This is a genomic window from Bradyrhizobium sp. Tv2a-2 (genome assembly GCF_000472425.1).
GTDB lineage: Bacteria > Pseudomonadota > Alphaproteobacteria > Rhizobiales > Xanthobacteraceae > Bradyrhizobium.
The window spans coordinates 387,071-411,161 of sequence record NZ_AXAI01000004.1; the positions used below are offsets into that span (position 1 = coordinate 387,071).

General features: G+C 64.2%; 21 protein-coding genes. 15 read left to right on the plus strand and 6 right to left on the minus strand.

All coding sequences use genetic code 11. The features are described 5' to 3' along the window. Positions 1-18 precede the first annotated feature (18 nt). Both A3AI_RS0110615 and A3AI_RS0110620 read right to left on the minus strand, forming a co-directional pair. The gene (locus tag A3AI_RS0110615; RefSeq protein WP_024515555.1) at positions 19-1,662 is read right to left on the minus strand and encodes an acyl-CoA dehydrogenase family protein; all 1,644 of its coding nucleotides are present in this window, start codon (positions 1,660-1,662) and stop codon (positions 19-21) included. Positions 1,663-1,683: 21 nt separating this feature from the next. Further along, positions 1,684-2,430, minus strand: a complete 747-nt coding sequence (locus A3AI_RS0110620; RefSeq protein WP_024515556.1) for a M15 family metallopeptidase — start codon at positions 2,428-2,430, stop codon at positions 1,684-1,686. A 252-nt stretch (positions 2,431-2,682) separates the two neighbouring features. Between A3AI_RS0110620 and A3AI_RS0110625 the strand changes: the two genes are divergently transcribed. The 4 genes from A3AI_RS0110625 to A3AI_RS0110640 all read left to right on the plus strand — a co-directional run bounded on the left by A3AI_RS0110625 (position 2,683) and on the right by A3AI_RS0110640 (position 7,128). Next, on the plus strand, positions 2,683-3,636 hold the full coding sequence (locus A3AI_RS0110625) for an aspartate carbamoyltransferase catalytic subunit (RefSeq protein WP_024515557.1): 954 nt from the start codon (positions 2,683-2,685) through the stop codon (positions 3,634-3,636). Between the two features lie 92 nt (positions 3,637-3,728). Beyond that, positions 3,729-5,030 carry a dihydroorotase gene (locus tag A3AI_RS0110630; RefSeq protein WP_024515558.1) on the plus strand — a complete coding sequence of 434 codons (1,302 nt, stop codon included), beginning with the start codon at positions 3,729-3,731 and terminating at the stop codon, positions 5,028-5,030. Positions 5,031-5,062: 32 nt separating this feature from the next. Beyond that, entirely contained in the window at positions 5,063-5,656 is a 594-nt protein-coding gene (plsY, locus tag A3AI_RS0110635) for a glycerol-3-phosphate 1-O-acyltransferase PlsY (protein WP_024515559.1), read from the plus strand. 179 nt (positions 5,657-5,835) lie between these two features. Further along, positions 5,836-7,128, plus strand: a complete 1,293-nt coding sequence (locus tag A3AI_RS0110640; RefSeq protein ID WP_024515560.1) for a patatin-like phospholipase family protein — start codon at positions 5,836-5,838, stop codon at positions 7,126-7,128. Positions 7,129-7,136: 8 nt separating this feature from the next. Here the strand turns inward: A3AI_RS0110640 and A3AI_RS0110645 are convergent, their stop codons facing one another. Further along, on the minus strand, positions 7,137-8,375 hold the full coding sequence (locus tag A3AI_RS0110645; protein ID WP_024515561.1) for an amidase: 1,239 nt from the start codon (positions 8,373-8,375) through the stop codon (positions 7,137-7,139). A 140-nt stretch (positions 8,376-8,515) separates the two neighbouring features. On the opposite strand from A3AI_RS0110645, the gene A3AI_RS0110650 reads away from it, so the two are divergent. After that, complete coding sequence (locus A3AI_RS0110650; RefSeq protein ID WP_245286865.1) at positions 8,516-9,307, plus strand: transporter substrate-binding domain-containing protein; 792 nt, start codon at positions 8,516-8,518, stop codon at positions 9,305-9,307. A gap of 74 nt (positions 9,308-9,381) precedes the next feature. Beyond that, positions 9,382-10,497: a DNA-processing protein DprA gene (gene dprA, locus A3AI_RS0110655; RefSeq protein WP_024515563.1), complete on the plus strand. Its 1,116-nt coding sequence runs from the start codon at positions 9,382-9,384 to the stop codon at positions 10,495-10,497. On the opposite strand, the gene A3AI_RS0110660 is transcribed toward dprA, so the two are convergent. Further along, positions 10,498-10,905 (minus strand): winged helix-turn-helix transcriptional regulator, encoded by a 408-nt coding sequence (locus A3AI_RS0110660; RefSeq protein ID WP_024515564.1) that lies wholly within the window; start codon positions 10,903-10,905, stop codon positions 10,498-10,500. It abuts the gene before it with no gap. A 98-nt stretch (positions 10,906-11,003) separates the two neighbouring features. On the opposite strand from A3AI_RS0110660, the gene A3AI_RS0110665 reads away from it, so the two are divergent. Further along, the gene (locus tag A3AI_RS0110665) at positions 11,004-11,618 is read left to right on the plus strand and encodes an FMN-dependent NADH-azoreductase (protein ID WP_024515565.1); all 615 of its coding nucleotides are present in this window, start codon (positions 11,004-11,006) and stop codon (positions 11,616-11,618) included. 44 nt (positions 11,619-11,662) lie between these two features. On the opposite strand, the gene A3AI_RS0110670 is transcribed toward A3AI_RS0110665, so the two are convergent. Both A3AI_RS0110670 and A3AI_RS0110675 read right to left on the minus strand, forming a co-directional pair. Further along, positions 11,663-11,845 carry a hypothetical protein gene (locus tag A3AI_RS0110670; protein WP_024515566.1) on the minus strand — a complete coding sequence of 61 codons (183 nt, stop codon included), beginning with the start codon at positions 11,843-11,845 and terminating at the stop codon, positions 11,663-11,665. A gap of 177 nt (positions 11,846-12,022) precedes the next feature. Further along, positions 12,023-12,796 carry an SDR family oxidoreductase gene (locus tag A3AI_RS0110675; RefSeq protein WP_024515567.1) on the minus strand — a complete coding sequence of 258 codons (774 nt, stop codon included), beginning with the start codon at positions 12,794-12,796 and terminating at the stop codon, positions 12,023-12,025. 133 nt (positions 12,797-12,929) lie between these two features. Here A3AI_RS0110675 and A3AI_RS0110680 point away from each other — a divergent pair, with 133 nt between their 5' ends. The 8 genes from A3AI_RS0110680 to A3AI_RS0110715 all read left to right on the plus strand — a co-directional run bounded on the left by A3AI_RS0110680 (position 12,930) and on the right by A3AI_RS0110715 (position 24,078). Beyond that, entirely contained in the window at positions 12,930-13,406 is a 477-nt protein-coding gene (locus A3AI_RS0110680; protein WP_024515568.1) for a winged helix-turn-helix transcriptional regulator, read from the plus strand. A 223-nt stretch (positions 13,407-13,629) separates the two neighbouring features. Continuing rightward, the gene (gene topA / locus A3AI_RS0110685; RefSeq protein ID WP_024515569.1) at positions 13,630-16,419 is read left to right on the plus strand and encodes a type I DNA topoisomerase; all 2,790 of its coding nucleotides are present in this window, start codon (positions 13,630-13,632) and stop codon (positions 16,417-16,419) included. Positions 16,420-16,424: 5 nt separating this feature from the next. After that, entirely contained in the window at positions 16,425-18,755 is a 2,331-nt protein-coding gene (gene rnr / locus A3AI_RS0110690) for a ribonuclease R (protein WP_024515570.1), read from the plus strand. A 2-nt stretch (positions 18,756-18,757) separates the two neighbouring features. Beyond that, positions 18,758-19,261, plus strand: coding sequence for a DUF983 domain-containing protein (locus A3AI_RS0110695; protein ID WP_024515571.1), 504 nt, complete (start codon positions 18,758-18,760; stop codon positions 19,259-19,261). After that, a complete protein-coding gene (locus A3AI_RS0110700; RefSeq protein ID WP_024515572.1) occupies positions 19,254-20,024 on the plus strand; it encodes an NUDIX hydrolase in 771 nt (256 codons plus the stop codon). The genes A3AI_RS0110695 and A3AI_RS0110700 overlap by 8 nt, the downstream gene beginning before the upstream one ends. A gap of 10 nt (positions 20,025-20,034) precedes the next feature. Further along, positions 20,035-21,372, plus strand: a complete 1,338-nt coding sequence (locus tag A3AI_RS0110705; protein ID WP_024515573.1) for an amidohydrolase — start codon at positions 20,035-20,037, stop codon at positions 21,370-21,372. 832 nt (positions 21,373-22,204) lie between these two features. Next, positions 22,205-22,522, plus strand: coding sequence for a DUF485 domain-containing protein (locus A3AI_RS0110710; protein WP_024515574.1), 318 nt, complete (start codon positions 22,205-22,207; stop codon positions 22,520-22,522). Further along, entirely contained in the window at positions 22,519-24,078 is a 1,560-nt protein-coding gene (locus tag A3AI_RS0110715) for a solute symporter family protein (RefSeq protein WP_024515575.1), read from the plus strand. Before A3AI_RS0110710 ends, A3AI_RS0110715 begins: the two co-directional genes overlap by 4 nt. Positions 24,079-24,091: the final 13 nt, after the last annotated feature.

Genomic DNA, 24,091 nt, shown 5'->3' on the forward strand with positions numbered 1-24,091 from the left:
CGGCTTTCATTTCTCGGTTCACGGCAGCGCCCGTTCCAGAAGCACGCGCACATCGTCATTGGCGAGATCGACCGCGCCATACATGGCGGTGTGATTGGCTGCAAGCCGCGTTGCGGCGAACAGCTCTGCACTCCGCGGCGCGGCCTTGCTCAGCGCGGCGGCGGCGGCAAGCAGCGCCAGCTTCTCCACCGCAAGGCGCGCGACGCGCTCACTGTCCGGCCGGCGGAAGGTCTGGCCGATGAAGGCGACCGCCTCGCCTGCTCCCGGCAAGCCCTGCGTTTCCTCGGCAAGCTCGCGCAGCACCGCAAGCGCCGCATCCGCCTCGCGCGACAAGGCACGCAAGACGTCGAGACACATCACATTGCCCGAGCCTTCCCAGATCGCATTAACGGGGGATTCCCGATAATGTCGCGCCAATATGCCCTCTTCCACATAGCCGTTGCCGCCGAGGCACTCCATGGCCTCGTAGAGAAACGGCGGTGCGCTCTTGCAGACCCAGTATTTGATGGCAGGCGTCAGCAGCCGCATATAGGCGGCCTCGCGGGCATCCGATGGCGTGCGGTCGAAGGCGCGGCAGAGCCGCATGACCAGCGCAACCGTCGCTTCCACATGCAGCGCCATGTCGGCAAGCACCGCCCGCATCAGCGGCTGATCGGCGAGATGCTTCTGGAATACGCTGCGATGGCGTGTGTGATGCAGCGCATGCGCAAGCCCCGAGCGCATCAGGCCGGCGGAGGCAATCGCGCAATCCTGCCGCGTCAGCTGCACCATCTGGATGATGGTGCGGATGCCCTTGCCTTCTTCCCCAACCGGCGTCGCATGGGCGCCGATGAATTCGACTTCCGACGAAGCATTGGAGCGGTTGCCGAGCTTGTCCTTGAGACGCTGGAACTGGATGGCGTTGACGGAGCCGTCGGGCGCAAAGCGCGGCATGAAGAAGCAGGTGAGCCCGCCCTCGGCCTGAGCCAACACCAGGAACGCGTCGCACATCGGCGCCGACATGAACCATTTGTGGCCGGTGATGCGGTAGCCGTCACCAGTCCGCTCCGCGCGGGTCATGTTGGCGCGCACGTCGGTGCCGCCCTGCTTCTCCGTCATGCCCATGCCGAGCGTCATGCCGCGCTTGGTCCAGTATGGCGCAAAGGTCGGATCGTAGGCGGCTTGCGAAATCACAGGCATCACCTTGGCGAGCAGGTCCGGCTGTGTAGCCAGCGCCGCGATCGAGGCGCGCGTCATGGTGATCGGGCAGAGATGGCCGGTTTCGACTTGCGACGCGATATAGAACCTTGTCGCGCGCACCACCTCGCTCGGCGCGCCCGCGGGGCGGCCGTCGGCCGTCCATGTCGAATTATGCACGCCGGCATGGGCCGAATGCGCCATCAACTCGTGATAGGATGGATGAAACTCGATCTCGTCGCGGCGGTTGCCGCGCGAGTCGAACGTCCTGAGCTTCGGCGTGTTCTCATTGGCGAGCCGACCGCGCGCGGCCATCGCAGCCGAGCCCCAATGCTTGCCGAACTCGGAGAGTTCCGAGGTGGCATCGGCGCCACCATTGGCCGCGACTGCTGCGACCAGCGGCGCATCGAGGGTGAAGAGATCCACATCCTCGAACGGCGGCGACTGGTTGAACACCTCATGCGTGGCAAAGGCGGGCTTGGTCATGGCCGTTTTCCTGTCCGGGAGTCACTGCCGGCGCGGCGAAATCGGGAAATCATAGGCTGCCCTGCCCACGCCCGGCAGCGAAAAGTGCCACCACTCCTTGGCATAGTTCACAAAGCCTTGCCGCCCCATGGCGGCGACAAGGAGGCCGCGCCAGCGCCGCTGGGCCGGCGTGATCGAGGTTGCCGCCGTATACCCCCTGGGATCCGCACAGTCGTAACCCGTGCCCATGTCAACACTGCCCTCCGGCGCCCGCGCAGCCTCCGGCGCCGTGCAATCGGCATAGTCCTTGTTCGGATCAAAGACGGCCGAATTGTCGACTTTGAGGTCGACCAGGGTCAAGTCCAGCGCGGCACCCGTGGAATGGCCGGAATGGTGGGCGATAAAGCCGCGACGGAACAGGTCGGCCTTGGCAAATGACGGATTGTAGCGGTGTTCCGCTGCCGTTTCCTTGCCGTTCTTCGACCAGGTGACCATGTCGGCAACTGCGCGGGTCGGCCGGTAGCAATCGAACATTTTCAGGGAGAGATTTTGCTTGGCCAGCTCTTGCTGAACGGCTTTGAGCCTAAGCCCCACCTCGCGCTTCACCACGCATTCAGGAGCATCGTAGCCCGCAAGGCGGTGGCCGGTGAAATTGTTAGATGTGGCGTAGCGGATGTCCTGGATGATGGTCGGGTCGATGTCGCGAAGATAGACGAAATCGCCTGGTAGCGGCTGGGCGTGGAGCGACGTCACCTGGCCGATCAAGCTGATAAGGATAGCAGCTTGCATGGCGAGGTTAGCTCGTGTGATCGTCAGTTGCTCCGTCATTCCGGGATGGTCCGAAGGACCAGACCCGGAATCCCGAGATTCCGGGTTCGATGCTGCGCATCGCCCCGGAATGACGGCGGAATGGCACGAGCCTGATTGCGGCCGCACCGGCAAATCCTCGTTCACGCTGTCCGCGACTGATCGGGGGATAACTCTTGTGACTGCCATTGGCCCTTGCCCTACCCCCCATCCCCGCCTATAGCTCTCGCTTTAATGACATCGCCAACGAAATCGACCTTTGTCCTCGGTCACCGGCATTTGCTGGGAATCGAGGGCCTTTCCGCTGCCGACATTACCGGCCTGCTCGACCTTTCAGAAGAATATGTCGAGCTCAACCGCCAGATCGACAAGAAGCGCACGTCCTTACGGGGGCGCACGCAGGTCAACCTCTTCTTCGAGGCCTCGACCCGCACGCAATCGTCGTTCGAAATCGCGGGCAAACGCCTGGGCGCCGACGTCATGAACATGTCGGTCTCCTCCTCCTCCATGCGCAAGGGCGAGACGCTGATTGACACCGCCGTGACGCTGAACGCCATGCACCCTGATATCCTGGTGGTACGGCACCATGCGTCGGGCGCGGTGGAACTTTTGGCGCGCAAGGTTGACGGTTCCGTGATCAATGCCGGCGATGGCGCGCACGAGCACCCGACCCAGGCGCTGCTCGATGCGCTCACCATCCGCCGCAACAAGGGCCGGATCGAGGGGCTCAAGGTCGCGATCTGCGGCGACGTGCTGCACTCACGCGTGGCGCGCTCCAACATCCTCCTGCTCAACACCATGGGCGCGCGGGTGCGCGTGGTGGCGCCCTCCACGCTCCTGCCTATGGGCATCGAGCGGATGGGCGTCGAGGTCGCGCGCGACATGCGCGAGGGGCTGGAAGGCGCCGATATTGTGATGATGCTGCGCCTGCAGCGCGAACGCATGAACGGCTCCTTCGTGCCGTCCTCCAGCGAATATTTCCACTATTTCGGGCTCGACCAGAAGAAGCTCGCCTACGCCAAGCCCGATGCGCTCGTGATGCATCCGGGACCGATGAACCGCGGCGTCGAGATCGACTCCATCGTGGCCGACGGCGCGCAGTCGTTAATCCGCGAGCAGGTTGAGATGGGCGTCGCCGTGCGCATGGCGGTTCTCGAAGCGCTCGCCCGCAACTTACCTAACGCGTAGCGCATGATCCGGACCGACACGGCCGCGTCAGCGAAAAGTGGACACCGGTTTTCCGACAAGAACATGCAGCAACAAAAGACTACCCCATGCCGATGCTGACCGACCGCCGCCCGATCCTGCTCGCGAATGCACGCGTGGTCGATCCGTCGCGCGATTTCGACGGCCCCGGAGACGTGCTGATTGCGGACGGCCTGGTCCGCGAGATGCGACGCGGCATCGGCGCGGCCGGCGTGCCCGAAGGCACCGACATCGTCAATTGCGGCGGCAAGATCGTCGCGCCCGGCCTCGTCGACATGCGCGCCTTCGTCGGTGAGCCCGGCTACAGCCATCGCGAGACGTTTGCGTCTGCGAGCCAGGCGGCTGCGAGCGGCGGCATCACCACCATCATCTGCCAGCCCGACACCGAGCCCGTGATCGACAATTCGGCCACGGTCGATTTCGTGTTGCGCCGCGCCCGCGACACCGCGATCGTCAATATCCATCCCATGGCGGCGCTGACAAAAGGCCTCGCCGGCCATGAGATGACCGAGATCGGGCTGTTGAAAGCGGCCGGCGCTGTCGCCTTCAGCGATGGCGCGAAGAGCGTGACGAATGCGCAGGTCATGCGCCGCGCCCTGACCTACGCCCGCGATTTCGACGCCCTGATCGTGCATCACACCGAGGATCCCGATCTCGTCGGCGAAGGCGTGATGAACGAGGGCGAGTTCGCCGCGCGGCTAGGGCTGATGGGCATTCCGGATGCGGCGGAAGCGGTGATGCTGGAGCGTGACATGCGCCTCGTCGCGCTGACCGGCGGTCGCTATCACGCGGCGTCACTGTCCTGCATCGCGTCGCTCGACATCCTGAAGCGCGCCCGCGATGCCGGCCTCTCCGTCAGCGCCTCCGTCTCGATCAATCACCTCGCGTTGAACGAAAACGACATTGGCCCTTACCGGACCTTCCTGAAACTTGCCCCGCCGCTGCGCACGGAGACCGACCGGCAGGCGCTGGTACAGGCGGTGGCTTCGGGGTTGATCGACGTCATCATGTCCGATCACAATCCGCAGGATGTCGAGGTCAAGCGGCTGCCGTTTGCGGAGGCCGCCTCCGGCGCGGTCGGCCTGCAAACCATGTTGCCGGCTGCCTTGCGGCTGATCCACAATGGCGACATGGACTGGAAGACGCTGATCCGCGCCATGTCGACCCGCCCGGCCGAGCTCATGGGGCTGCCGTCTGGCTCGCTTCGCCCGGGTGCTCCAGCGGACGTGATCGTGATCGATCCCGATACGCCCTGGATCGTCGATCCGGCCGATCTGAAGTCGCTGTGCAAGAATACGCCCTTCGATGAAGCGCGCTTCTCGGGCCGCGTGGTGCGCACCATCGTCGGCGGCCGCACGGTCTATGAGCATGTGTGACGCACGGCAAATAGGTTTCGGGAGCCGCTGCAATGGGACCTGAAGTTGCCCTGCCCCTCGCGATCGTGATCGGCTATCTGCTCGGCTCGATCCCGTTCGGACTGATACTGACCAAGCTTGCGGGCACGCCCGACCTGCGCTCAATCGGCTCGGGCAATATCGGCGCCACCAATGTGCTGCGCACCGGCCGCAAGGGGTTGGCGGTTGGGACACTCGTGCTCGATGCGCTCAAGGGCACGGCTGCCGTGATCATCGCCGGCTCAATTGGCGGGCCTGACGCGGCGATGCTGGCTGGGCTCGGCGCTTTTCTGGGCCACCTTTTCCCGGTCTGGCTGCAATTCAAGGGCGGCAAGGGGGTGGCCGTCTATATCGGCATCTTGCTTGGGTTGTTCTGGCCGGGCGCGATCGTCTTCTGCGTGATCTGGCTAGCCGTCGCCTTGCTGACGCGCTACTCCTCGCTCGCCGCGCTGGTCGCAAGCATCGTCGCGCCGCTGTTTCTGTTGTTGTTGGGCCATCCCGCGCTCGCCGCTCTGTTCGCCGTGCTGACGCTGTTGCTGATCTACATGCACCGCGCCAACATCCAGCGGCTGCGGGCGAGAACTGAGGGTAAGATCGGGCAGAAGTAATCACTGCCGTCATTCCGGGTTCGGCTGCGCACCGCCGCGGATGACGCCGCCACATCAGCGCCGCGACAAAGTTACCACACCGCCGCAAATCCTGTTCGCAAACCGTGTGAGACGCTGGCGGAACGATTTTGCGCCTGTCATTTTGATGCGGGGTAGTTCGCGTCAATTGGTTGCCGAAGATGAACCAGAACGATTCATCAGGCGCGGATCGGGGGTTTGAACAAGACCGCGCCGCTTCGCCTGAAACGGGCGCTGCCGTGTTCCGCAGCGGAACGAGCGCGTTGCTCGCCGCGGTCAATATCTGGTCGACGGCTGACAGCCGGCCGGCCGCAAGCGAGACGCCCGACGCCGCAAAATCGCCGGAGCAGCCGGCGGAAGTTGTGCAAGTGCCGCCCGCGGTTGCAGAAGCCAAATCTGCACGCGTGGTGACGCAGCACGTTGCCGCGCCTCCGCCGCCTGCAAAGCCCGTCGTGCCTGAAACCAGGGATGCGCCGCCGTCAAGCTGGCCGCCGCAAAGGTTGTCTCTGGCCCTGCAGGGCGGCGGCTCGTTTGCCGCTTTCACCTGGGGTGTGCTGGAACGGCTGCTGGAAGAGCCGAATTGCGCGTTCGATGCGATCAGCGGCGCCAGCGCCGGCAGCGTCAATGCCGTGCTGCTCGCCTCCGGCCTCGCCGAAGGCGGTCGCGAGCGCGCACGCTCGCGTCTTGCGCAATTCTGGAACCGGATGGTGAACGAGGCCTCGTTCCGCTCGCTGATGCTGCTTGGCGGCTTCTCGCCGGCGGGAAGCTCGGTCGCTTTCGGCGCCGCGCTGCGCTCCGGCCAGTTCGATCCGCTCGACCTCGATCCCTTGCGACGCGTGCTGGCAAAGCACATCAATTTCGATGCACTGCGGGCACCTGACGCGCCAAAACTCCTGATCGCGGCGACCCGAGTGCGCGACGGCGCGGCGCGCCTGTTCCGCAATTCGGAGCTGACCGCCGACGTGGTGCTGGCCTCGACCTGTCCGCCGCTGGTGCATTGCGCTGTCGATATCGACGGCGACGCCCATTGGGATGGTGGCTATGCGGCCAACCCGCCGCTGGTCGCCTTGGTCCAGGAGTCTTCCGCTGCCAATCTCCTGGTCGTCCAGGCAACGCCATCGCGCGACAGTTACGTGCCGATCACAGGCGCCGCGATCGACCGCCGGCTCGACCAGATCACCGCCGCCACCGCGCTGAACGCCGAGCTCGCGGCCTTGCAATGGGCGGAAAGCCTCGGCGCGCTCGTCCCGCGGATTGCGCGGATCGCGGCGGAGGACGAGATCGAGGGGCTCGCCCAGCGCAGCGCCGTCGATCTCGGGCGCGCCTTCGTCATGGCCTTGCACCGGAGCGGACGAACCGCCGCCGATCGCTGGTTGCGGGGGGGCTCAAAGCCGGCCCCGGCGCCGCAGGAGTCCGTTCCGGTGCAGACTTCGCTCGCACCCGAATTGGTGTAGGCGAGCCGTTACTTCCGCAGCGCGTCCTCAAGAAAGCGTGCTGCGGCGAGCGCCTTTGCATCTTCGCCGAAGCGGGCGACGATCTGGACGCCGACCGACAGGCCGCCATCGGCGATATCGGCCGTGACGTTGACACAGGGCACGCCCAGCAAGGTCCAGAGCCGGTTGAAGCGCGGCTCGCCGGTCGAGGCGAGGCCCTTCGGCGCCACGCCAGGCGCAGAATAAGTGAGGATGACGTCGGCATCGGCCAGCGCGCCATCGAAGGCAGCGCGGGCGCGGTTTGCCACCGCCAGCGCCTGGACATGCGCGGACGGTGCGATGCCCGCGGTCTCGTCCATCTTGGCCCGCAGCTTGGGCGCGATCTCGTCGTGGTGGGTCTGGTATTCCCAGGCCAGCGCGCGATGCGCCTCGAAATCCTGGATGATGGCCTGGGCGTCCCAAGCCTCGGCGAAAACCTCGGCAAGCTCGAGCACGCGGACACCGGCGCCAGCCTTGTCGGCGGCTGCGGCGGCGATGCGCAAGGCGGCATCGCTCGCTGCCTCGACGGAGCCGGCGAAATCCTGCGTGACCACACCAATCCGCAACGGCTCTGTCAGCGGGTAACGCGCGAGCTCCGGCCGTTCGGTCATGGCCGCGAGCGCAACCGCGAGGTCCTCGACGCCGGCGGCGAACAGGCCAACCGTGTCCAGCGTCCACGAGTAGCATTTGACGCCGACCGACGGCAGCAGCCGGTAGGACGGCTTTATGGCCGCTACGCCGCAGAACGAAGCGGGCCGGATCACCGAGCCCGCAGTCTGCGTGCCGAGCGCCAGCGGCACCATGCCGGCCGCCACCGCCGCCGCCGAGCCTGCGGAGGAGCCGCCCGGCGTGTGGCCATGGTTGCGCGGATTGAGCGTGGCGGTCGGATCGAGCGCGGCAAAGGCGGTGGTCGTGGTCTTGCCCACGACAGTGGCACCAGCGCGCTTGAGCATAATCACGACGGACGCGTCAGCGCGCGGCTGCCAGCCTTTGTAGATCGAAGAGCCCATCTCGGTCGGAAGGTCCGAGGTGTCGATGATATCCTTGATGGCGACGGCAATGCCGCGCAGAGGCCCCTCGCCTGCAGCGCGCGGATTCCTCGCACGGTGGACAAAGGCGCCGATGGTCGGCTCCTGTGCCTCGATGACCCCAAGCGACTCCGCCAGCGCCGCCTCCGGCGACAGCTCGCCACGATCGATGCGGCGCGTGAGGTCGGACAGAGAGATCATGGCGCGTGCTCCTTGCGATAATGCCGGATGTTAGCGATCACGTCGGCGCGGCGCTAGCAACCCAAAACTCCGTCATCCGGCTGATCACAACGTTGAAGAACCCCTCGACCGGGTTAAGATCGCGGACCTCGGGAGATGCGATGATGTTGCGAACCAGTTTGATTGCCGTCACCTCGCTGCTCGTCGCGACCTGCGCCTTCAAGGCGGCAGCGCAGAACGCGCACGATATCGCGCCCACGGGCGCGCTCCGCGTGGCGGTCGCGGTCGGTCCCGCGGCCTCGGCCTTTTGGGCCACACGCGATCCGGCGAGCGGCAAGCCCCGTGGCGTAACCGTCGAGCTCGCCAAGGCCGCCGCCGACAGGCTGCACGTGCCGCTGCAGCTCGTGGAGTATCTGAGCTCCGACGACATCGCAGCCGCCGGCAGCAAGGATGCATGGGATATCTCGTTCATGCCGGCCGAGGCCCGGCGCGCGCAGTTCGTGGACCAGGGGCCTGCCTATGTGGCCTACACCAGCAGTTACCTGGTGCGCGCCGGCTCCGACATTCGCGTGGGCGCGGATGTCGATCGCGACGGCATCCGGGTCGGCTGCATCGAGGGCACATCGACGTCGCGCACGGTCGCGAAATCATTGAAACACGCCACCGTCACGACCTTTGCAAAGCCCGAAGCCGCGGCGGAATTGATTGGCAAAAGCGAGCTCGATGCGCTCGCCATGGGCACCGAAGCGGTGGAAGACCTGTCGCGGAAACTTCCCGGCACGCGCGTGCTGGACGACATCGTGCAATCGACCGGTGTTGTCGTCGTCGTACCCAAAGGTCACGCTGCGGCCGGAGCGTGGGCCGCTCAATTCCTGAACGACGCCAAGGCCGACGGCACGGTGCGCCATGCCCTCGACGCCGGCGGGTCCACGAATGCAAAGGTGGCGCCTTAAGCTTTCGAACGAAGCACAATCCCCTTCCCTGCGCGCTCAGGTTGCGTCATGGTGGCGACGCAAGGAGAGCTCGCGTGGACGCCACCAACACTGAGATCGAAATCACCGACGCCGAGCGGCTCGACCGTCTCAGGCTGATCCGCTCGGAGAATGTCGGGCCGCGCACCTTTCGCTCGCTGCTGGCCCATTGCAGCAGCGCGCAGGAGGCGCTGCAACGGCTGCCGGGGCTGGCGCGCCGGGGCGGCGCGGGCCGCCTGCGGATCTGCGGCGAGGACGAGGCACGCGCCGAGCTTTTGGCCTGTGCAAGGCACGGCATCAGCCTGCTGGTACCGGGCGAAGCAGGCTATCCGGCGCGGCTCGGCACGATCGACGATGCGCCTCCCCTGCTCGCCGTGCGCGGAGCGGCTGATACATTGATGCAGCCCATGATCGGGATCGTCGGCTCGCGCAACGCCTCAGCCGCCGGGCTGAAATTCGCGCAAGCCCTCGCCCATGACCTCGGCGAAGCCGGCTTCATCGTCATTTCCGGACTCGCACGCGGCATCGACCGGGCGGCGCATCGCGCAAGCATCGCAAGCGGGACGGTCGCGGTGCTGGCCGGCGGGCACGACTGCATCTATCCAAGCGAGCATGAGAGCCTTCTCGCCGCGATCATCGAGGCCGGGGGCGCGGCGATCTCGGAAATGCCGCTCGGCCACGAGCCGCGGGCGCGGGATTTCCCCCGCCGCAACCGCCTGATCTCCGGCGCCTCGCTAGGCGTGGTCATTGTCGAAGCCGCGCAGCGCTCGGGCTCGCTGATCACGGCGCGCATGGCGGCCGAACAGGGCCGCGAAGTGTTTGCCGTGCCGGGTTCCCCGCTTGATCCGCGCGCGGCCGGCACCAACGGGCTGATCAAGCAGGGCGCGACGCTGGTCACCGAGGCTAACGACATCATCCAGGCGGTGGCGCCGATCATGGAGCGGCCGCCACCGCTGCAGCTGCGCGAGGACGACAGCGATGACCTCGCCGACGAACCGGAAAGCGTCGAGCGGATGCGCATCGTCGGCCTGCTCGGGCCGACACCGGTGTCGATCGACGATCTGATCCGGATGGCGGAGCTGTCGCCCGCCGTGGTGCGCACCGTGCTGCTCGAGCTCGAGCTTGCCGGCAAGCTCGAGCGTCACGGCGGCGGCCTAGTGTCGCTTATCTGACTATTCGGCCGCGTCCTTGCGTCCATCGAAGCGGGCTCGTGCGGATTCGATCTCGGCCTGATGCTGTTGGGCCCACATGCCGAGCGCAATCACTGGCTGGCTCAGGCCGCGCCCGAGATCGGTCAGCTCATAATCGACCCGTGGCGGAATGGTCGGGAAGACGGTGCGCGTCACCAAGCCATCGCGCTCCAGACCGCGCAGCGTCAACGTCAGCATGCGCTGGGAGATGCCGGAGATCATGCGCTTGATCTCGTTGAAACGCTTCGGCCCGTCGAACAACATCATGATGACGAAGACGCTCCACTTGTCGCCGACCCGTGCGAGAATGGAAGCGACGCCGCGGCAATCCGCATGCTGCGGATCCGGAGGCGGTGGGAGAGAAGGAACTCTGCTGTGCTCAGGTTTCAAGAATGTGCCTGTGTTTCAAAAAAGTGCGTTCTTGCGTGATTTCTGGACGGTCACTCATATAGCGCCAGTTACAATCCTACACCAAGGTGACCGTCCAGATGAAAAAACTCCTTCACATCGATTCCAGCGTGCTCGGCCCCCACTCCGTCAGCCGGCAACTGTCCGCCGCCATTGTCGAGAGGCTACGCCAGGCGACCCCCGATCTCGAGCTCACCTATCGTGACCTCAGTGCTACTCCTTTGGCACACCTTTCCGGAGCACACCTTGCGGCGGCGCAAGGCGCCGGCAACTCGGACCTGTCCGTGCAGCAAGACGTCGCCACGAGCCAGGCCGTCCTCGAAGAGTTCCTGGCCGCAGACACCTTGGTGCTCGGCGCCCCGATGTACAATTTTACCGTTTCAAGCCAGCTCAAGGCCTGGATCGATCGCATCGTCATCGTCGGCAAGACCTTCAAATACGACGAGAACGGACCTGAGGGACTGGTCGGCAACAAGCGTGTGATCGTGGCGATCTCGCGCGGCGGCTTCTACGGCCCCGGCATGCCCGCGGCGGCGCTAGAGCATCTCGAATCCTATTTGCGCGGCGTGTTCCGCTTCATCGGCGTGACGGCGCCCGAGTTCATCTCGGCTGACGGCATCCAGGCTGGGCCGGGACAACGCGAAAAGGCGCTCGCAGGCGCGCTTGAGGCCGTGACCGCGCTACGCGCGGCATAGGTGCGAACGAACCCGCTGCCGCTTGCGACTGGGCGGCAGCGGGATCAGTACCAGCCGATCTTCATGCCGAGGATGATCGCAACGAGCGAGATGAGAAATCCAACAATAGAAAACAGCGCAACCGAGACAAACTCGTAACTGCCGAAATGAGAGGACTGCTTGTCGGTTTGGTCAATCGCAACGGGTGGAACGGCTAGCGATGGGAATGAATGAATGGCCTTCGGCATCGCCGGACACTCCAATTCTTCTTCTTAAAAATCCCCGACCGTAAAAATTGTCTTTGCAGCGACGCTCAAGGTTGGCCCGCGAAATCTCGTCGACAAAACAACATCGGCCGGCGCGGCCCGCTGGAGCTTCCATGCGCGCACCGGCCGATGATACGTTTCAAAACCGGATTCCCGAGCTCAACCGCGGAAGATCGGTGCGCCGGCCGGCGAGCCGGTGGCGCCGCCGTCGACAAAGATCTCCGCGCTCTGCACGTGGGCCGCATCGTCAGAGGCGAGGAATAGCACCGTCTTGGCGATATGATCGGCGTCGGCCATCCGCCCGAGCGGCGTCGTCATCGAAATACGCTTTTCCAGCACGGCAAAAGCGTCCGCAGTCGGGGCCCGGCCGTTCCAGATCGGTGTGCGCGCGCCGCCCGGTGCCACGACATTCACCCTGATGCCGCGCGGCGACAGTTCGGAAGCCATCACCCGCGCCATCGCGCGCACGCCGGCCTTGCTGGCCGCATAGGCGGAATAGCCGGGATTGCCGAGCACCGAGATCACCGAGCCATTGAGGATGATCGAGGCGTTGTCATTCAGATAAGGCAGCGCCGACTGCACGGTGAAGAACACCGAGGTGATGTTGGTCCTCAACACTTTCTCGAAGGCTTCCAGCGAGGTGGCGCCAAGTGGCGTATCGCCGGGAATGCCGGCATTGGCGAATACGATGTCGAGCTTGCCGAATTTCTCCGCCGCCTTCTTGATCGCGGCCTCGGTGGCCGCGATATCGGTGGCATCGGCCACCACCGCGAGCGCGTTCGGCCCCAGTTCCCTTGCCGCTTCCTCGAGCGTGTCCCTGTTGCGACCGGTGACCGTCACCTTGGCGCCCTCGGCCACGAACAGCTTCGCGGTCGCAAGCCCGATGCCGCTGTTGCCGCCAGTGATCAATGCCGTCTTGTTAGCGAGCCTCATAGCTGCCTCCATCCGATATATGGTTTAATCATTAAACTCGATGCTTGCGATCTAGGGTATCCAGTCCTATAATGCAACTACACAAGCCCGTGATGGCCGCCGAGACGGGCCGGAAAGCGCATATTTAAGGGCCATGGTGAAACGAACGAGTTTTGCAGGCGATGGCTGCCCGGTTGCACGCGCGCTTGACGTGATCGGCGACTGGTGGTCGATGCTGATCATCCGCGACGCCCTGATGGGCCTGCGGCGGTTTGGCGAGTTTCAGAAGAGCCTGGGGCTCGCCAAGAACATCCTGTCCACGCGGCTGCGGATGCTGGTGGATGAAGGAATCCTGTCTACCGTGCCCGCCGCCGACGGCAGCGCCTATCAGGAATATGTCCTGACCGATAAAGGGCGCGGCGTGTTTCCGATCCTGGTCGCGCTGCGGCAGTGGAGCGAGGCATTCGACGCCCATCCGGACCAGATAGCGACCATCATGGTCGATCGGAAGACCGGCGCGCCGGTCAGGACGCTTGAACTCCGAGCCGAGGATGGCCGGCTGTTGAAAGTCGGTGATATCGACCTAAAGCCACGGCCCTCCGCGAAGCGCGCGCGGCGCCCGGCGGCGTGAAGAGCTTTCGTTGCGTGCATTTCTTTGCAGATACTCCCATTGAGAGCGCAACTTATAGGGCGCATTTTACAACCGACATGAGGTGGGGTTCCATTGCCCCGCCCTACTTTCAACATCTGGCGATTTGACAGAGGGGCCCGCTGCACCCATGTTCGGGCCGGAAGGGTGCGGTTCGAATCTTCAGGAAATCGCCCCATGTTCTCCCGTAAGTCACTGGAATTACATGAATATCGTCATTGTGGAGTCGCCGGCGAAAGCCAAGACGATCAACAAATATTTGGGCTCGTCCTATGAGGTTCTGGCCTCGTTTGGCCATGTCCGCGACCTCCCAGCAAAGAACGGATCGGTCGATCCGGAGGACAATTTCAAAATGATTTGGGAGGTCGACGCCAAGGCGGCCGGCCGGCTCAATGACATTGCCAAATCCCTGAAGGGCGCCGACCGCCTGATCCTGGCGACCGACCCTGACCGCGAGGGCGAGGCGATCTCCTGGCACGTGCTGGAGGTTCTCAAGGAAAAGCGCGCGCTGAAGGACCAGAAGATCGAGCGCGTGGTCTTCAACGCGATCACCAAACAAGCGATCACCGACGCCATGAAGAGCCCGCGCCAGATCGACGGCGCGCTGGTCGATGCCTATATGGCGCGCCGCGCGCTGGATTATCTGGTCGGCTTCACCCTCTCCCCCGTGCTGTGGCGCAAGCTGCCGGGCGCGCGCTCGGCCGGCCGCGTGCAGTCGGTGGCGCTACGGCTGGTTTGCGACCGCGAGATGGAGATCGAGAAGTTCGTTGCCCGCGAATACTGGTCGCTGGTCGCGACGCTGTTGACTCCGCGCGGCGAGGCCTTCGAGGCGCGACTGGTCGGCGCCGACGGCAAGAAGATCCAGAGACTCGACATCGGCTCGGGTGCCGAGGCCGAGGAGTTCAAGAAAGCGCTGGAAACGGCCGGTTACACCGTCACCACGGTCGATGCCAAGCCCGCGCGGCGCAACCCGCAGGCACCCTTCACGACCTCGACCCTGCAGCAGGAAGCAAGCCGCAAGCTCGGCTTTGCCCCGGCGCACACCATGCGCATCGCCCAGCGCCTCTATGAAGGTATCGATATCGGCGGCGAGACCACCGGTCTCATTACTTATATGCGTACCGACGGCGTGCAGATTGCGAACGAGGCCATCACCCAGGCGCGCAAGGTGGTCGGCGAGGACTACGGCAATGCCTATGTGCCGGATGCCCCGCGCCAGTATCAGACCCGCGCCAAGAACGCGCAGGAAGCGCACGAAGCGATCCGTCCGACCGACATGACGCGGCGGCCGGACGCCATGCGCCGCAAGCTCGATAACGACCAGGCGCGGCTCTACGAGCTGATCTGGAAGCGCACCATTGCGAGCCAGATGGAATCCGCCGAGCTCGAGCGCACCACCGTCGACATCACCGCAAAGGCCGGCTCGCGCATGCTGGAGCTGCGTGCCACCGGCCAGGTCATCAAGTTCGACGGCTTTCTCGCGCTCTATCAGGAAGGCCATGACGACGACGGCGACGAGGAGGACGGCCGCCTGCCCGCCATGAGCCAGGGCGAGAACCTCAAACGCAAGGACCTTGCCGTCACCCAGCATTTTACCGAGCCGCCGCCGCGCTTCTCGGAAGCCTCGCTCGTCAAGCGCATGGAAGAGCTCGGCATCGGCCGACCCTCGACCTATGCCTCGATCCTGCAGGTTCTGAAGGATCGCGGCTATGTGCGGCTGGAGAAGAAGCGGCTCTATGGCGACGATAAGGGCCGCGTCGTCATTGCGTTCCTGGAAAACTTCTTCCGCCGCTATGTCGAGTACGACTTCACGGCTGATCTCGAGGAGCAGCTCGACCGCATCTCCAACAATGAGATTTCCTGGCAGCAGGTGCTGAAGGATTTCTGGCGCGACTTCATCGGCGCCGTCGACGACATCAAGGAGCTGCGCGTCGCCGAAGTGCTGTCGGCGCTGGACGAAATGCTGGGCCCGCACATCTATCCACCGCGCGCGGATGGCGGCGACCCGCGCCAGTGCCCGACCTGCGGCAATGGCAAGTTGCATCTGAAGGCCGGCAAGTTCGGGGCCTTTGTCGGCTGCTCGAACTATCCGGAGTGCCGCTACACCCGCCCGCTCGCCGCCGACAGCGAGGCCAGCGCCGATCGCGTGCTGGGCCAGGACCCCGATTCCGGGCTCGATGTCACCGTCAAGGCTGGGCGATTCGGCCCCTACATCCAGCTCGGCGAGCAGAAGGATTATGCGGAGGGTGAAAAGCCCCGGCGCGCCGGCATCCCCAAGGGCACCTCGCCCGCGGATGTCGAACTTGAGCTCGCGCTGAAACTGTTGTCGCTGCCGCGCGAGATCGGCAAGCATCCGGAGACCGGACAGCCGATCACGGCCGGTATCGGCCGCTTCGGGCCGTTCGTGCGCCATGACAAGACCTATGCGAGCCTGGAAGCGGGCGACGAGGTCTTTGACATCGGTCTCAACCGTGCCGTGACCCTGATCGCCGAGAAGGCTGCGAAGGGGCCGAGCCGGCGCTTCGGTTCGGATCCCGGCAAGGCGCTGGGTGATCATCCGAGCCTCGGCGCGGTCGCGCTGAAGAACGGCCGCTACGGGGCCTATGTCACGGCCGGCGGCGTTAATGCCACCATTCCGGCTGAGTTCGAGAAGGACAGCCTCACCCTCGAACAGGCAATCGCGCTGATCGACGAGCGCGCGGCCAAGGGCGGCGGTAAGGGCAAGGTTGCGAAGACCAAGCCCGAGAAGACCAAGCCGGGGAAGACCAAGGCTGCGAAGACCAAATCAGCGAAGGCCTCGAAGGCAGCCGCCTCGGACGAGGCAGATGCGGCGAAGCCGCCTAAGAAGGCGGCGAAGAAGACGACTGCCAAGCCGAAGTCCGACGCCGCCAGCAAGGCGCGCGCGCCGGTGGCAAAGGCGGCCAAGACGTCCGCAGCCAAGCCTGCAGCCACTCCTAAGACCGAGGCGAAGAAGAGCGCCGGAAAGGCACGCTGAAACAGGTGAAGAAAACCCCTGACAATGGCTTTCCAGACCGAAAGGCCATTGTCGCCTTCATCAGCAACAATCCCAGCAAGGTCGGGACCAAGGAGATCGCCCGCGAATTCGGCCTGAAGAACGCCGATCGCGTCGAACTGAAACGCCTCTTACGCGAGCTCGCCGACGACGGCACTATCCGGAAGCAGGGACGGAAGATCAGCGAGACCTCGGCGCTGCCGCCGACCTTGGTCGCCGACGTCACCGGCCGCGACCGCGACGGCGAGTTGATCGCGACGCCCACCGAATGGGACGAGGTCGAAAACGGCGAACCGCCCAAGATCCGCATTCATCTCGCTCGCAAGGCACGGCCGGCCGCCACGGGCGGTGTCGGCGACCGCGTGCTGCTCCGCGTCGAGCTCTCGGATGAGGCCGATGGCGCCGCCTATCGTGGCCGCATCATCAAGGTGCTGGATCATGCCAAGGGCCGGACGCTCGGCATCTTCCGAAGCCTGCCCGACGGCGGCGGCCGGCTCGTCCCCATCGACCGCAAGCAGGCCGGACGCGAGCTGAACATTGCGGAAGCGGACAAACATGGTGCGCAGGACGGTGACCTCGTCAGCGTCGACCTAGTCCGTACCCGTATTTTCGGCCTCGGCTCAGCACGGGTGAAGGAGAGGCTCGGCCCGATCAAGTCGGAAAAGGCGATCAGCCTGATCGCGATCCACGCCCACGAAATCCCGCTTGCGTTTTCGAAGGCGGCGCTGGCGGAGGCCGAAGAGGCCAGGCCAGCGACGCTGAAGGGCCGCGAGGATTGGCGCGAGGTGCCGCTCGTCACCATCGATCCGCCCGACGCCAAGGACCATGACGACGCGGTGCATGCAGAAGCCGATCCCGACCCCAAGAACCAGGGCGGCTTCATCGTCAATGTCGCCATCGCCGACGTCGCCTTCTATGTCCGCCCCGGCTCGGCGCTCGACCGCGACGCACTCGTTCGCGGCAACTCGGTCTATTTCCCTGACCGCGTGGTGCCGATGCTGCCGGAGCGCATCTCCAACAATCTCTGCTCGCTGGTGCCGGGCGAGCCGCGCGGCGCGCTCGCCGTGCGCATGGTGATCGGCGCTGATGGGCGCAAGCGCTCGCACAGTTTTCACCGCATCCTGATGCGCTCGGCCGCGAAGCTGCATTACGCACAGGCGCAAGCCGCGATCGACGGACGCCCCGATGACACCACGGGTCCCCTGCTCGATCCCATCCTGAAGCCGCTTTATGCGGCCTATGCGGCGGCCAAGCGTGCGCGCGAGGAGCGCGATCCGCTCGATCTCGACATTCCCGAGCGCAAGATCCTTCTGAAGCCCGACGGCACGGTCGATCGGGTGGTCGTGCCGCAACGGCTCGATGCGCACAAATTGATCGAGGAGTTCATGATCCTCGCCAATGTCGCAGCCGCCGAGATGCTGGAGAAGAAGGCGCTGCCTTTGATCTATCGCGTGCATGACGAACCGAGCGTGGAGAAGGTGCAGGCGTTGCAGGAGTTCCTGCGCACGCTCGATCTTCCCTTCGCCAAAGGCGGCTCGCTGCGGCCTTCGCTGTTCAACGGCGTGCTCGCGCAGGTCCAGGGCCAGGACTATGAGCAGCTCGTCAACGAGGTCGTGCTGCGCTCGCAGGCGCAGGCGGAATATTCGGCCGAGAATTACGGCCATTTCGGCCTGAACCTGCGCCGTTATGCGCATTTCACCTCGCCGATCCGCCGTTATGCCGACCTGATCGTGCACCGCGCGCTGATCCGCGGCCTTGGTCTTGGCGAAGGCGCCCTCCCCGACGGCGAGTCGCTGGAAACATTGAGCGAGATCGCAGCCCAGATTTCCGCAACCGAACGCCGCGCCATGAAGGCCGAGCGCGAGACCGCCGACCGGCTGATCGCCCATCACCTCGCCGACCGGATCGGGGCGACCTTCCAGGGCCGGATTTCCGGCGTCACCCGCGCCGGCCTGTTCGTGAAGCTCAGTGATACCGGCGCCGACGGTTTCATCCCGATCCGCTCACTTGGCAGCGAGTACTACAATTACGACGAGACCCGCCACGCCTTGATCGGCTCGCGCAGCGGTGCCACGCACCGGTTGGGGGATGTCGTCGACGTCCGTCTGGTCGAAGCTCAGCCGATTGCAGGCGCCTTGCGCTTTGAACTGCTCTCCGAGGGCGAGGTTGCGCCCCGCGAACGAAGGCGCGATGCCGGCAGAATGCGCGAGGCGCAACTGCGCCGCGCCGCGCGCAAGAAGGATCGCAAGCAGGACCGGACGAAGCCCGGCAGGAACAAGAAAGGCGGCGGCAAGCGGGGCAAGAGCAACAGAGGCTAGCCATGGAAGGCACCAAGCACACCACGGAAGTGTGGACCCGCGACGGCATCGCAGCCGCTCCTGTCGAAAAGCGCGACCTCTGGCTTGCGATGAAGCGCGGCTTCCGTGGCCGCTGTCCGCGCTGCGGCGAGGGCAAGCTGTTTCGCGCGTACCTGAAGGTTGCCAATAATTGCTCGGCCTGTGGCCTCGACTTCACCCCGCATCGCGCCGACGACTTGCCGGCTTATCTCGTCATCGTCATTGTCGGCCATCTCGTGGTGCCGCTGGCGTTGATGATCGAAACCGAATATTCGCCGCCGGTCGCGCTCCAATTATCGATTTACCTGCCGGTGACGCTGATCCTCTCGCTCTTGCTGCTGCAGCCGGTTAAAGGAGCCGTTGTCGGTCTGCAATGGGCTCTGCGTATGCACGGCTTCGATGACAGCGAAGAAGGCTATAATGATGATCCGCCAGCGTGGCCAAATCCAACGATAAGAGAAAGAATTTCGCGGGATGGAAATGACTGATACAGCGAAAGCACAACAAGCGGAAAAGCCGGAAGAGAAAGAGGCCGACCACCATCCCTATTACCGGCCGAAGGACGCCGCGACCCTGATCCTGGTCGATCGCGCGGGTCCCATTCCGAAAGTGCTGGTCGGCAAGCGTCACGACAAGGTCGTGTTCATGCCCGGCAAGTTCGTCTTCCCGGGCGGCCGCGTCGACAAGACCGACAACCGCGTGCCAGTGGCTGCACCCATTTCGAACGAGCTGGAGACGAATCTCCTCAAGGGCAGCCCGAAGATCAATGCGGCGCGCGCCAAATCGCTTGCGATCGCTGCGATCCGCGAGGCCTGCGAGGAGACCGGCCTGTGCCTTGGACGCAAGACCGAGAGCGCGCTACCTAAGCTTGAGGGTGCCTGGAAGCCGTTTGCGGATGCGGGCCTGCTGCCCGATCCATCCGGGTTGTTCCTGATCGCGCGCGCGATCACCCCGCCCGGCCGTGTGCGCCGCTTCGACACCCGCTTTTTTACCGCCGATGCGTCGGCCATCACCCACCGCGTCGAGGGCGTGGTGCATGCTGATGCCGAGCTGGTGGAACTCGTTTGGGTCGAGCTCGGCTCGCAGCCGCTGGCCGATCTGCATGCAATGACCAAGAATGTCCTGGGCGAATTGCAGAAGCGGCTTGCCACCGGGCCCCTCCGGCACGATGCTGACGTGCCGTTCTTCCATTTTTATGGCGGCCGAATGCACCGGGATGTTTTGGGCGGAAACGCCCGAGACTTAGTCTAGGGTTTTTATTATGAGCAGGTACTTTGCGGCGTTGCTCGCCTCGGCGGCGCTAAGCGCGTCGTTGCCCCAATATGCCCATGCGGAGCTCGACGGCCCCGCCCTGAAGACGAAAATCGAGAAGTCGCTCGAGAGCGACTACCCGAAGCTCGACGCGCTCTACAAGGACATCCACGCCCACCCCGAGATCGCCTTCCAGGAGGAAAAGACCGCCGCCAAGCTTGCCGCCGAAATGCGCGCGCTGGGCTTCGAGGTCACCGAGCATGTGGGCAAGACCGGTTTGGTCGCGATCTACAAGAACGGCGACGGCCCAACCATCATGGTGCGCACCGAGCTCGACGCGCTGCCGATGGAGGAGAAAACCGGCCTGCCCTATGCGAGCCACGACAAGACCATCTGGCAGGGCCGCGAAACCTTCGTGGACCATAGCTGCGGCCACGACATCCACATGGCGAGCTGGATCGGCGCTGCAAAGACGCTGGTCGGCCTGAAGGACCAGTGGAAGGGCACGCTGATGTTCATCGGCCAGCCTGCCGAAGAGATCGGCTCAGGCGCCAAGGCGATGCTGGAGGATGGCCTGTTCACGCGCTTTCCAAAGCCCGATTTCGGCTTCGCGCTGCATGACGGGCCCTTCGCCTACGGCACCGTGCTCTATCGGGTCGGCGTCGGCTCCTCGAATTCCGACAGCCTTTACGTCAAATTCCGCGGCCGCGGCGGGCATGGCGCGGTGCCGCAGGCGACCATCGATCCCGTGATGATGGCTTCGCGCTTTGTCGTGGATGTGCAGAGCGTGATCAGCCGCGAAAAGGACCCGACCGAATTCGGCGTGGTCAGCATCGGCGCGATCCATGGCGGCACCGCGGAGAACATCATCCCCGACGATGTCGTCCTGTTCGGCACGATCAGAACCTTCAAGCCGGAGGTGCGCGCCAAGATGCTCGAAGGCATCGCGCGCACCGCAAAGGCGGTGGCCGCGATGTCGAACGCTCCGGAGCCCGAGATCAAGATCACCGAAGGCGCCAAGGCCGTGGTCAATGATGCAGAGGTGGTCGGGACTGCCGAGAAGGTGTTGAAAACCGCATTCGGCGACAAATTCCGCACCTCGCCGCCGGGCACGCCGAGCGAGGACTATTCGGAGTTCATCAACGCGGGCGTGCCCTCGATGTTCTTCAACATCGGCGTCTACGAGCCCGAGCGCGTCGCCGCCGCCCGCAATGACACTGGCCCGCAACTGCCCGCCAACCACTCGCCTTTGTTCGCGCCGGTGCCGAAGCCGACCATCGAGACCGGCGTCGAGGCAATGACGCTGGCGGTCTTGAGCGCGTTCGACCGCCACGCCAGGGGGCACTAAGGGGTGCAGGCTCGCTCCCCGTCATTACGAGGAGCGAAGCGACGCGGCAATCCCGACCGCCTCCGCGGAAGCAGTCTGGATTGCTTCCCTGCGCTCGCAATGACAGCGCGGCTCGCTGGAGCCTCAAGAGGTTTTTCCCGACCAAGCCAAGCCTGCTGATCGAGTGCGATCGAGAATTGCCCGCCGCCGGTTGCGTGCATTCAGCCCGCCGTGGCCTCGAGAAGCAGACCTCCAAGTTGAGACGATCCAGCACATAGATGATCCCGACTGACATTCAGACTCTCGTGTCGGGCTCATAGAGTCGCTCCGCAAGCGTTGCTTAGCGCAAACAAAAAAGAGCGACCCAAGGAGAGTCTGAATGTCCGCTTTGCAGATCACTCAAGCGTTCGAACAGCCGTCGAAACCCATTGCACGCTGGAGCCAATGTTGGACGCCGAAAGGGGTCAACGTTCGGAGCCGAAACACACACACGCGCTTTCCAGATTAATCGCACTCGCGTTTCCCGCGTTAATCGCATTCGCTTTTCTAAGCAAGACCTCGGCTGGGGCGCGCGCCCATTAGAACTCAGCAGAAGCGAGCGAGCATCAGCATAAGTATTGCCGCTTCTCTACCAACGGTCGCGTTCAGAACCGCGAGTTTGCCGACGCACTCCTTGGTTGACGACCCGAGAAACGCCAAAGCCTATCAACCAAAGGGACCCGTACTCGAAACAACTCGGCTGAATAATCATCAGCCATCCCGCAATCAAAATGGCGCCTGCGCAATGCTGTCACGATATCGTAATCGAAGCCTCGCGTGTCGAAGTGCTTGCGATCGCAGTCAGGGGAGGTCGATGGCCTCCAACAGAGCATCGCTCGAGGCTGCGCATGCCTCGGTCAGGGCTCTGATAGCAGAGAAGCTCAAATACCTGGTGCCGATGACCGTCGTTTTCATGACGTGTTACGTCGGCTTGACGGCGCTTGCGGGCTTCGCGAAGGGCCTGGTCGGAATGAAGGTCATCGGCTCGGTCAATCTCGGGTTCGTGCTTATCGCCCTCAACTACCTGCTGTCCTGGCTGCTTGCGATCCTTTATGGCCACATCGCGCAGTCCAAGTTCGATCCGTTAGCCGCACGTGCCGCATCGGCCGCTTCTGAGGGAGTACGGAAATGAGCACGACGCTCGCGATATTCGCCGTGATCCTGCTGATTACGCTCGGGATAACGTATTGGGCTGCGCGGCGCACCATGACCACCAGCGGTTTCTACGCGGCTGACGGCGCACTTACGGCCGCACAGAACGGCCTCGCTTTGGCCGGCGACTGGGCCAGCGCCGCGGCATTCCTCGGCTTCAGCGGATTAACCGCGCTCTACGGCATGGATGGAGGATTTTACGCGCTCGGTCCTCTGGTCGCCTTTTGCACGGTGCTCTTTCTGATCGCGGAGCCGATGCGAAATGCCGGAAAGTACACCATCGGTGATATCGTGCGCGGCCGGATGCAGACCCGGACATCGCTTCTCGCCGTCATTGCGGGGACCGTCGTCGTCAATTTCGCTTACCTCATGCCACAAATGGCCGGGGCGGGAGTTCTGGTGCGCCTGCTAACGGGGATTTCCTACGATCGGGCCGTGGTCTTTGTTGGCGCCAGCATGATCGTTTATGTCGCTTTCGGTGGAATGCTTGCCACTACTTGGGTCCAGATCGTGAAGGCGGTCCTCATGCTGAGTGCCGGCGCGATCATCTTGCTGATGGTCCTTCTGGTGGTGCACTTCGATCCGCTCGTCTTGTTCTCAGAGGCAGAAAAGAGATACGGCGCCGCTTATCTCCTACCCGGCAATTACCTGAAGAATCCCTTCGACCAGATTTCGCTGGGATTGGGTTACGTCTTGGGTCTCGCCGGTCTGCCGCATGTGATGACGCGATTTTTTACAGTGCCCGACGCCAAGACGGCCCGACGTTCCGTCGTGTGGGTGATGTTTCTGGCAGGGGCCTTCTTTGCGAGTACGACATTGTTCGGCTTGGCCGCGGCGGACTTTGTGGGGCAGGACGCGATTCGGGCCGCGGACAGCGGCGGCAATCTCACGCTGCCCTTGTTGGCGCAGCACCTCGGTGGAGGCAAGGGAAGCTTTGGTGGTGACTTGATGCTCGGCCTCGTCGCCGCAGTCGCGACGGCTTCGATCCTGGCCGTGGTTTCGGGCCTGACGCTTTCAACATCAACCGCGATCGCGCACGACTTCTACGCCAACTGGATCAAGCGGGGGCAGGTCGATAGCAGGCAGGAGGTATGGGTTGCGCGCACAGTCGCGGTCCTTATCGGAGCTTTGGCCATCGCGCTCGGAATTCTCGCACAAGGCGTCAACGTCGCGGTGCTGGTCATCCTCGCAATCTGCGTCGCCGCAAGCGCAAATTTCCCGGTCTTGGTCCTTTCGCTGTTCTGGCGTCGCTTTAACACCGGCGGCGTGGTCGGCGGAATGGTGCTTGGTCTGACGTCTTCCGTCGTGCTGGCGATGATAGGACCTGCGATGCGGGGTACGGATGCGCTCTGGCCGCTCGTCAATCCGACCATCGTGTCACTGCCCCTGGGTTTCCTCGGCGGCGTGCTCGGGACCTTGGTCGCGGGGCGCGACCTCGCCAACGAAAAGCGCTTCGACGCGTTCCTCTTCCAGGTTCATACCGGCATCGAACCGGAGTCCCTCGACAGGCGAACCATTGCGAAAAGTAGATCCTAATCCGAACGAGGAC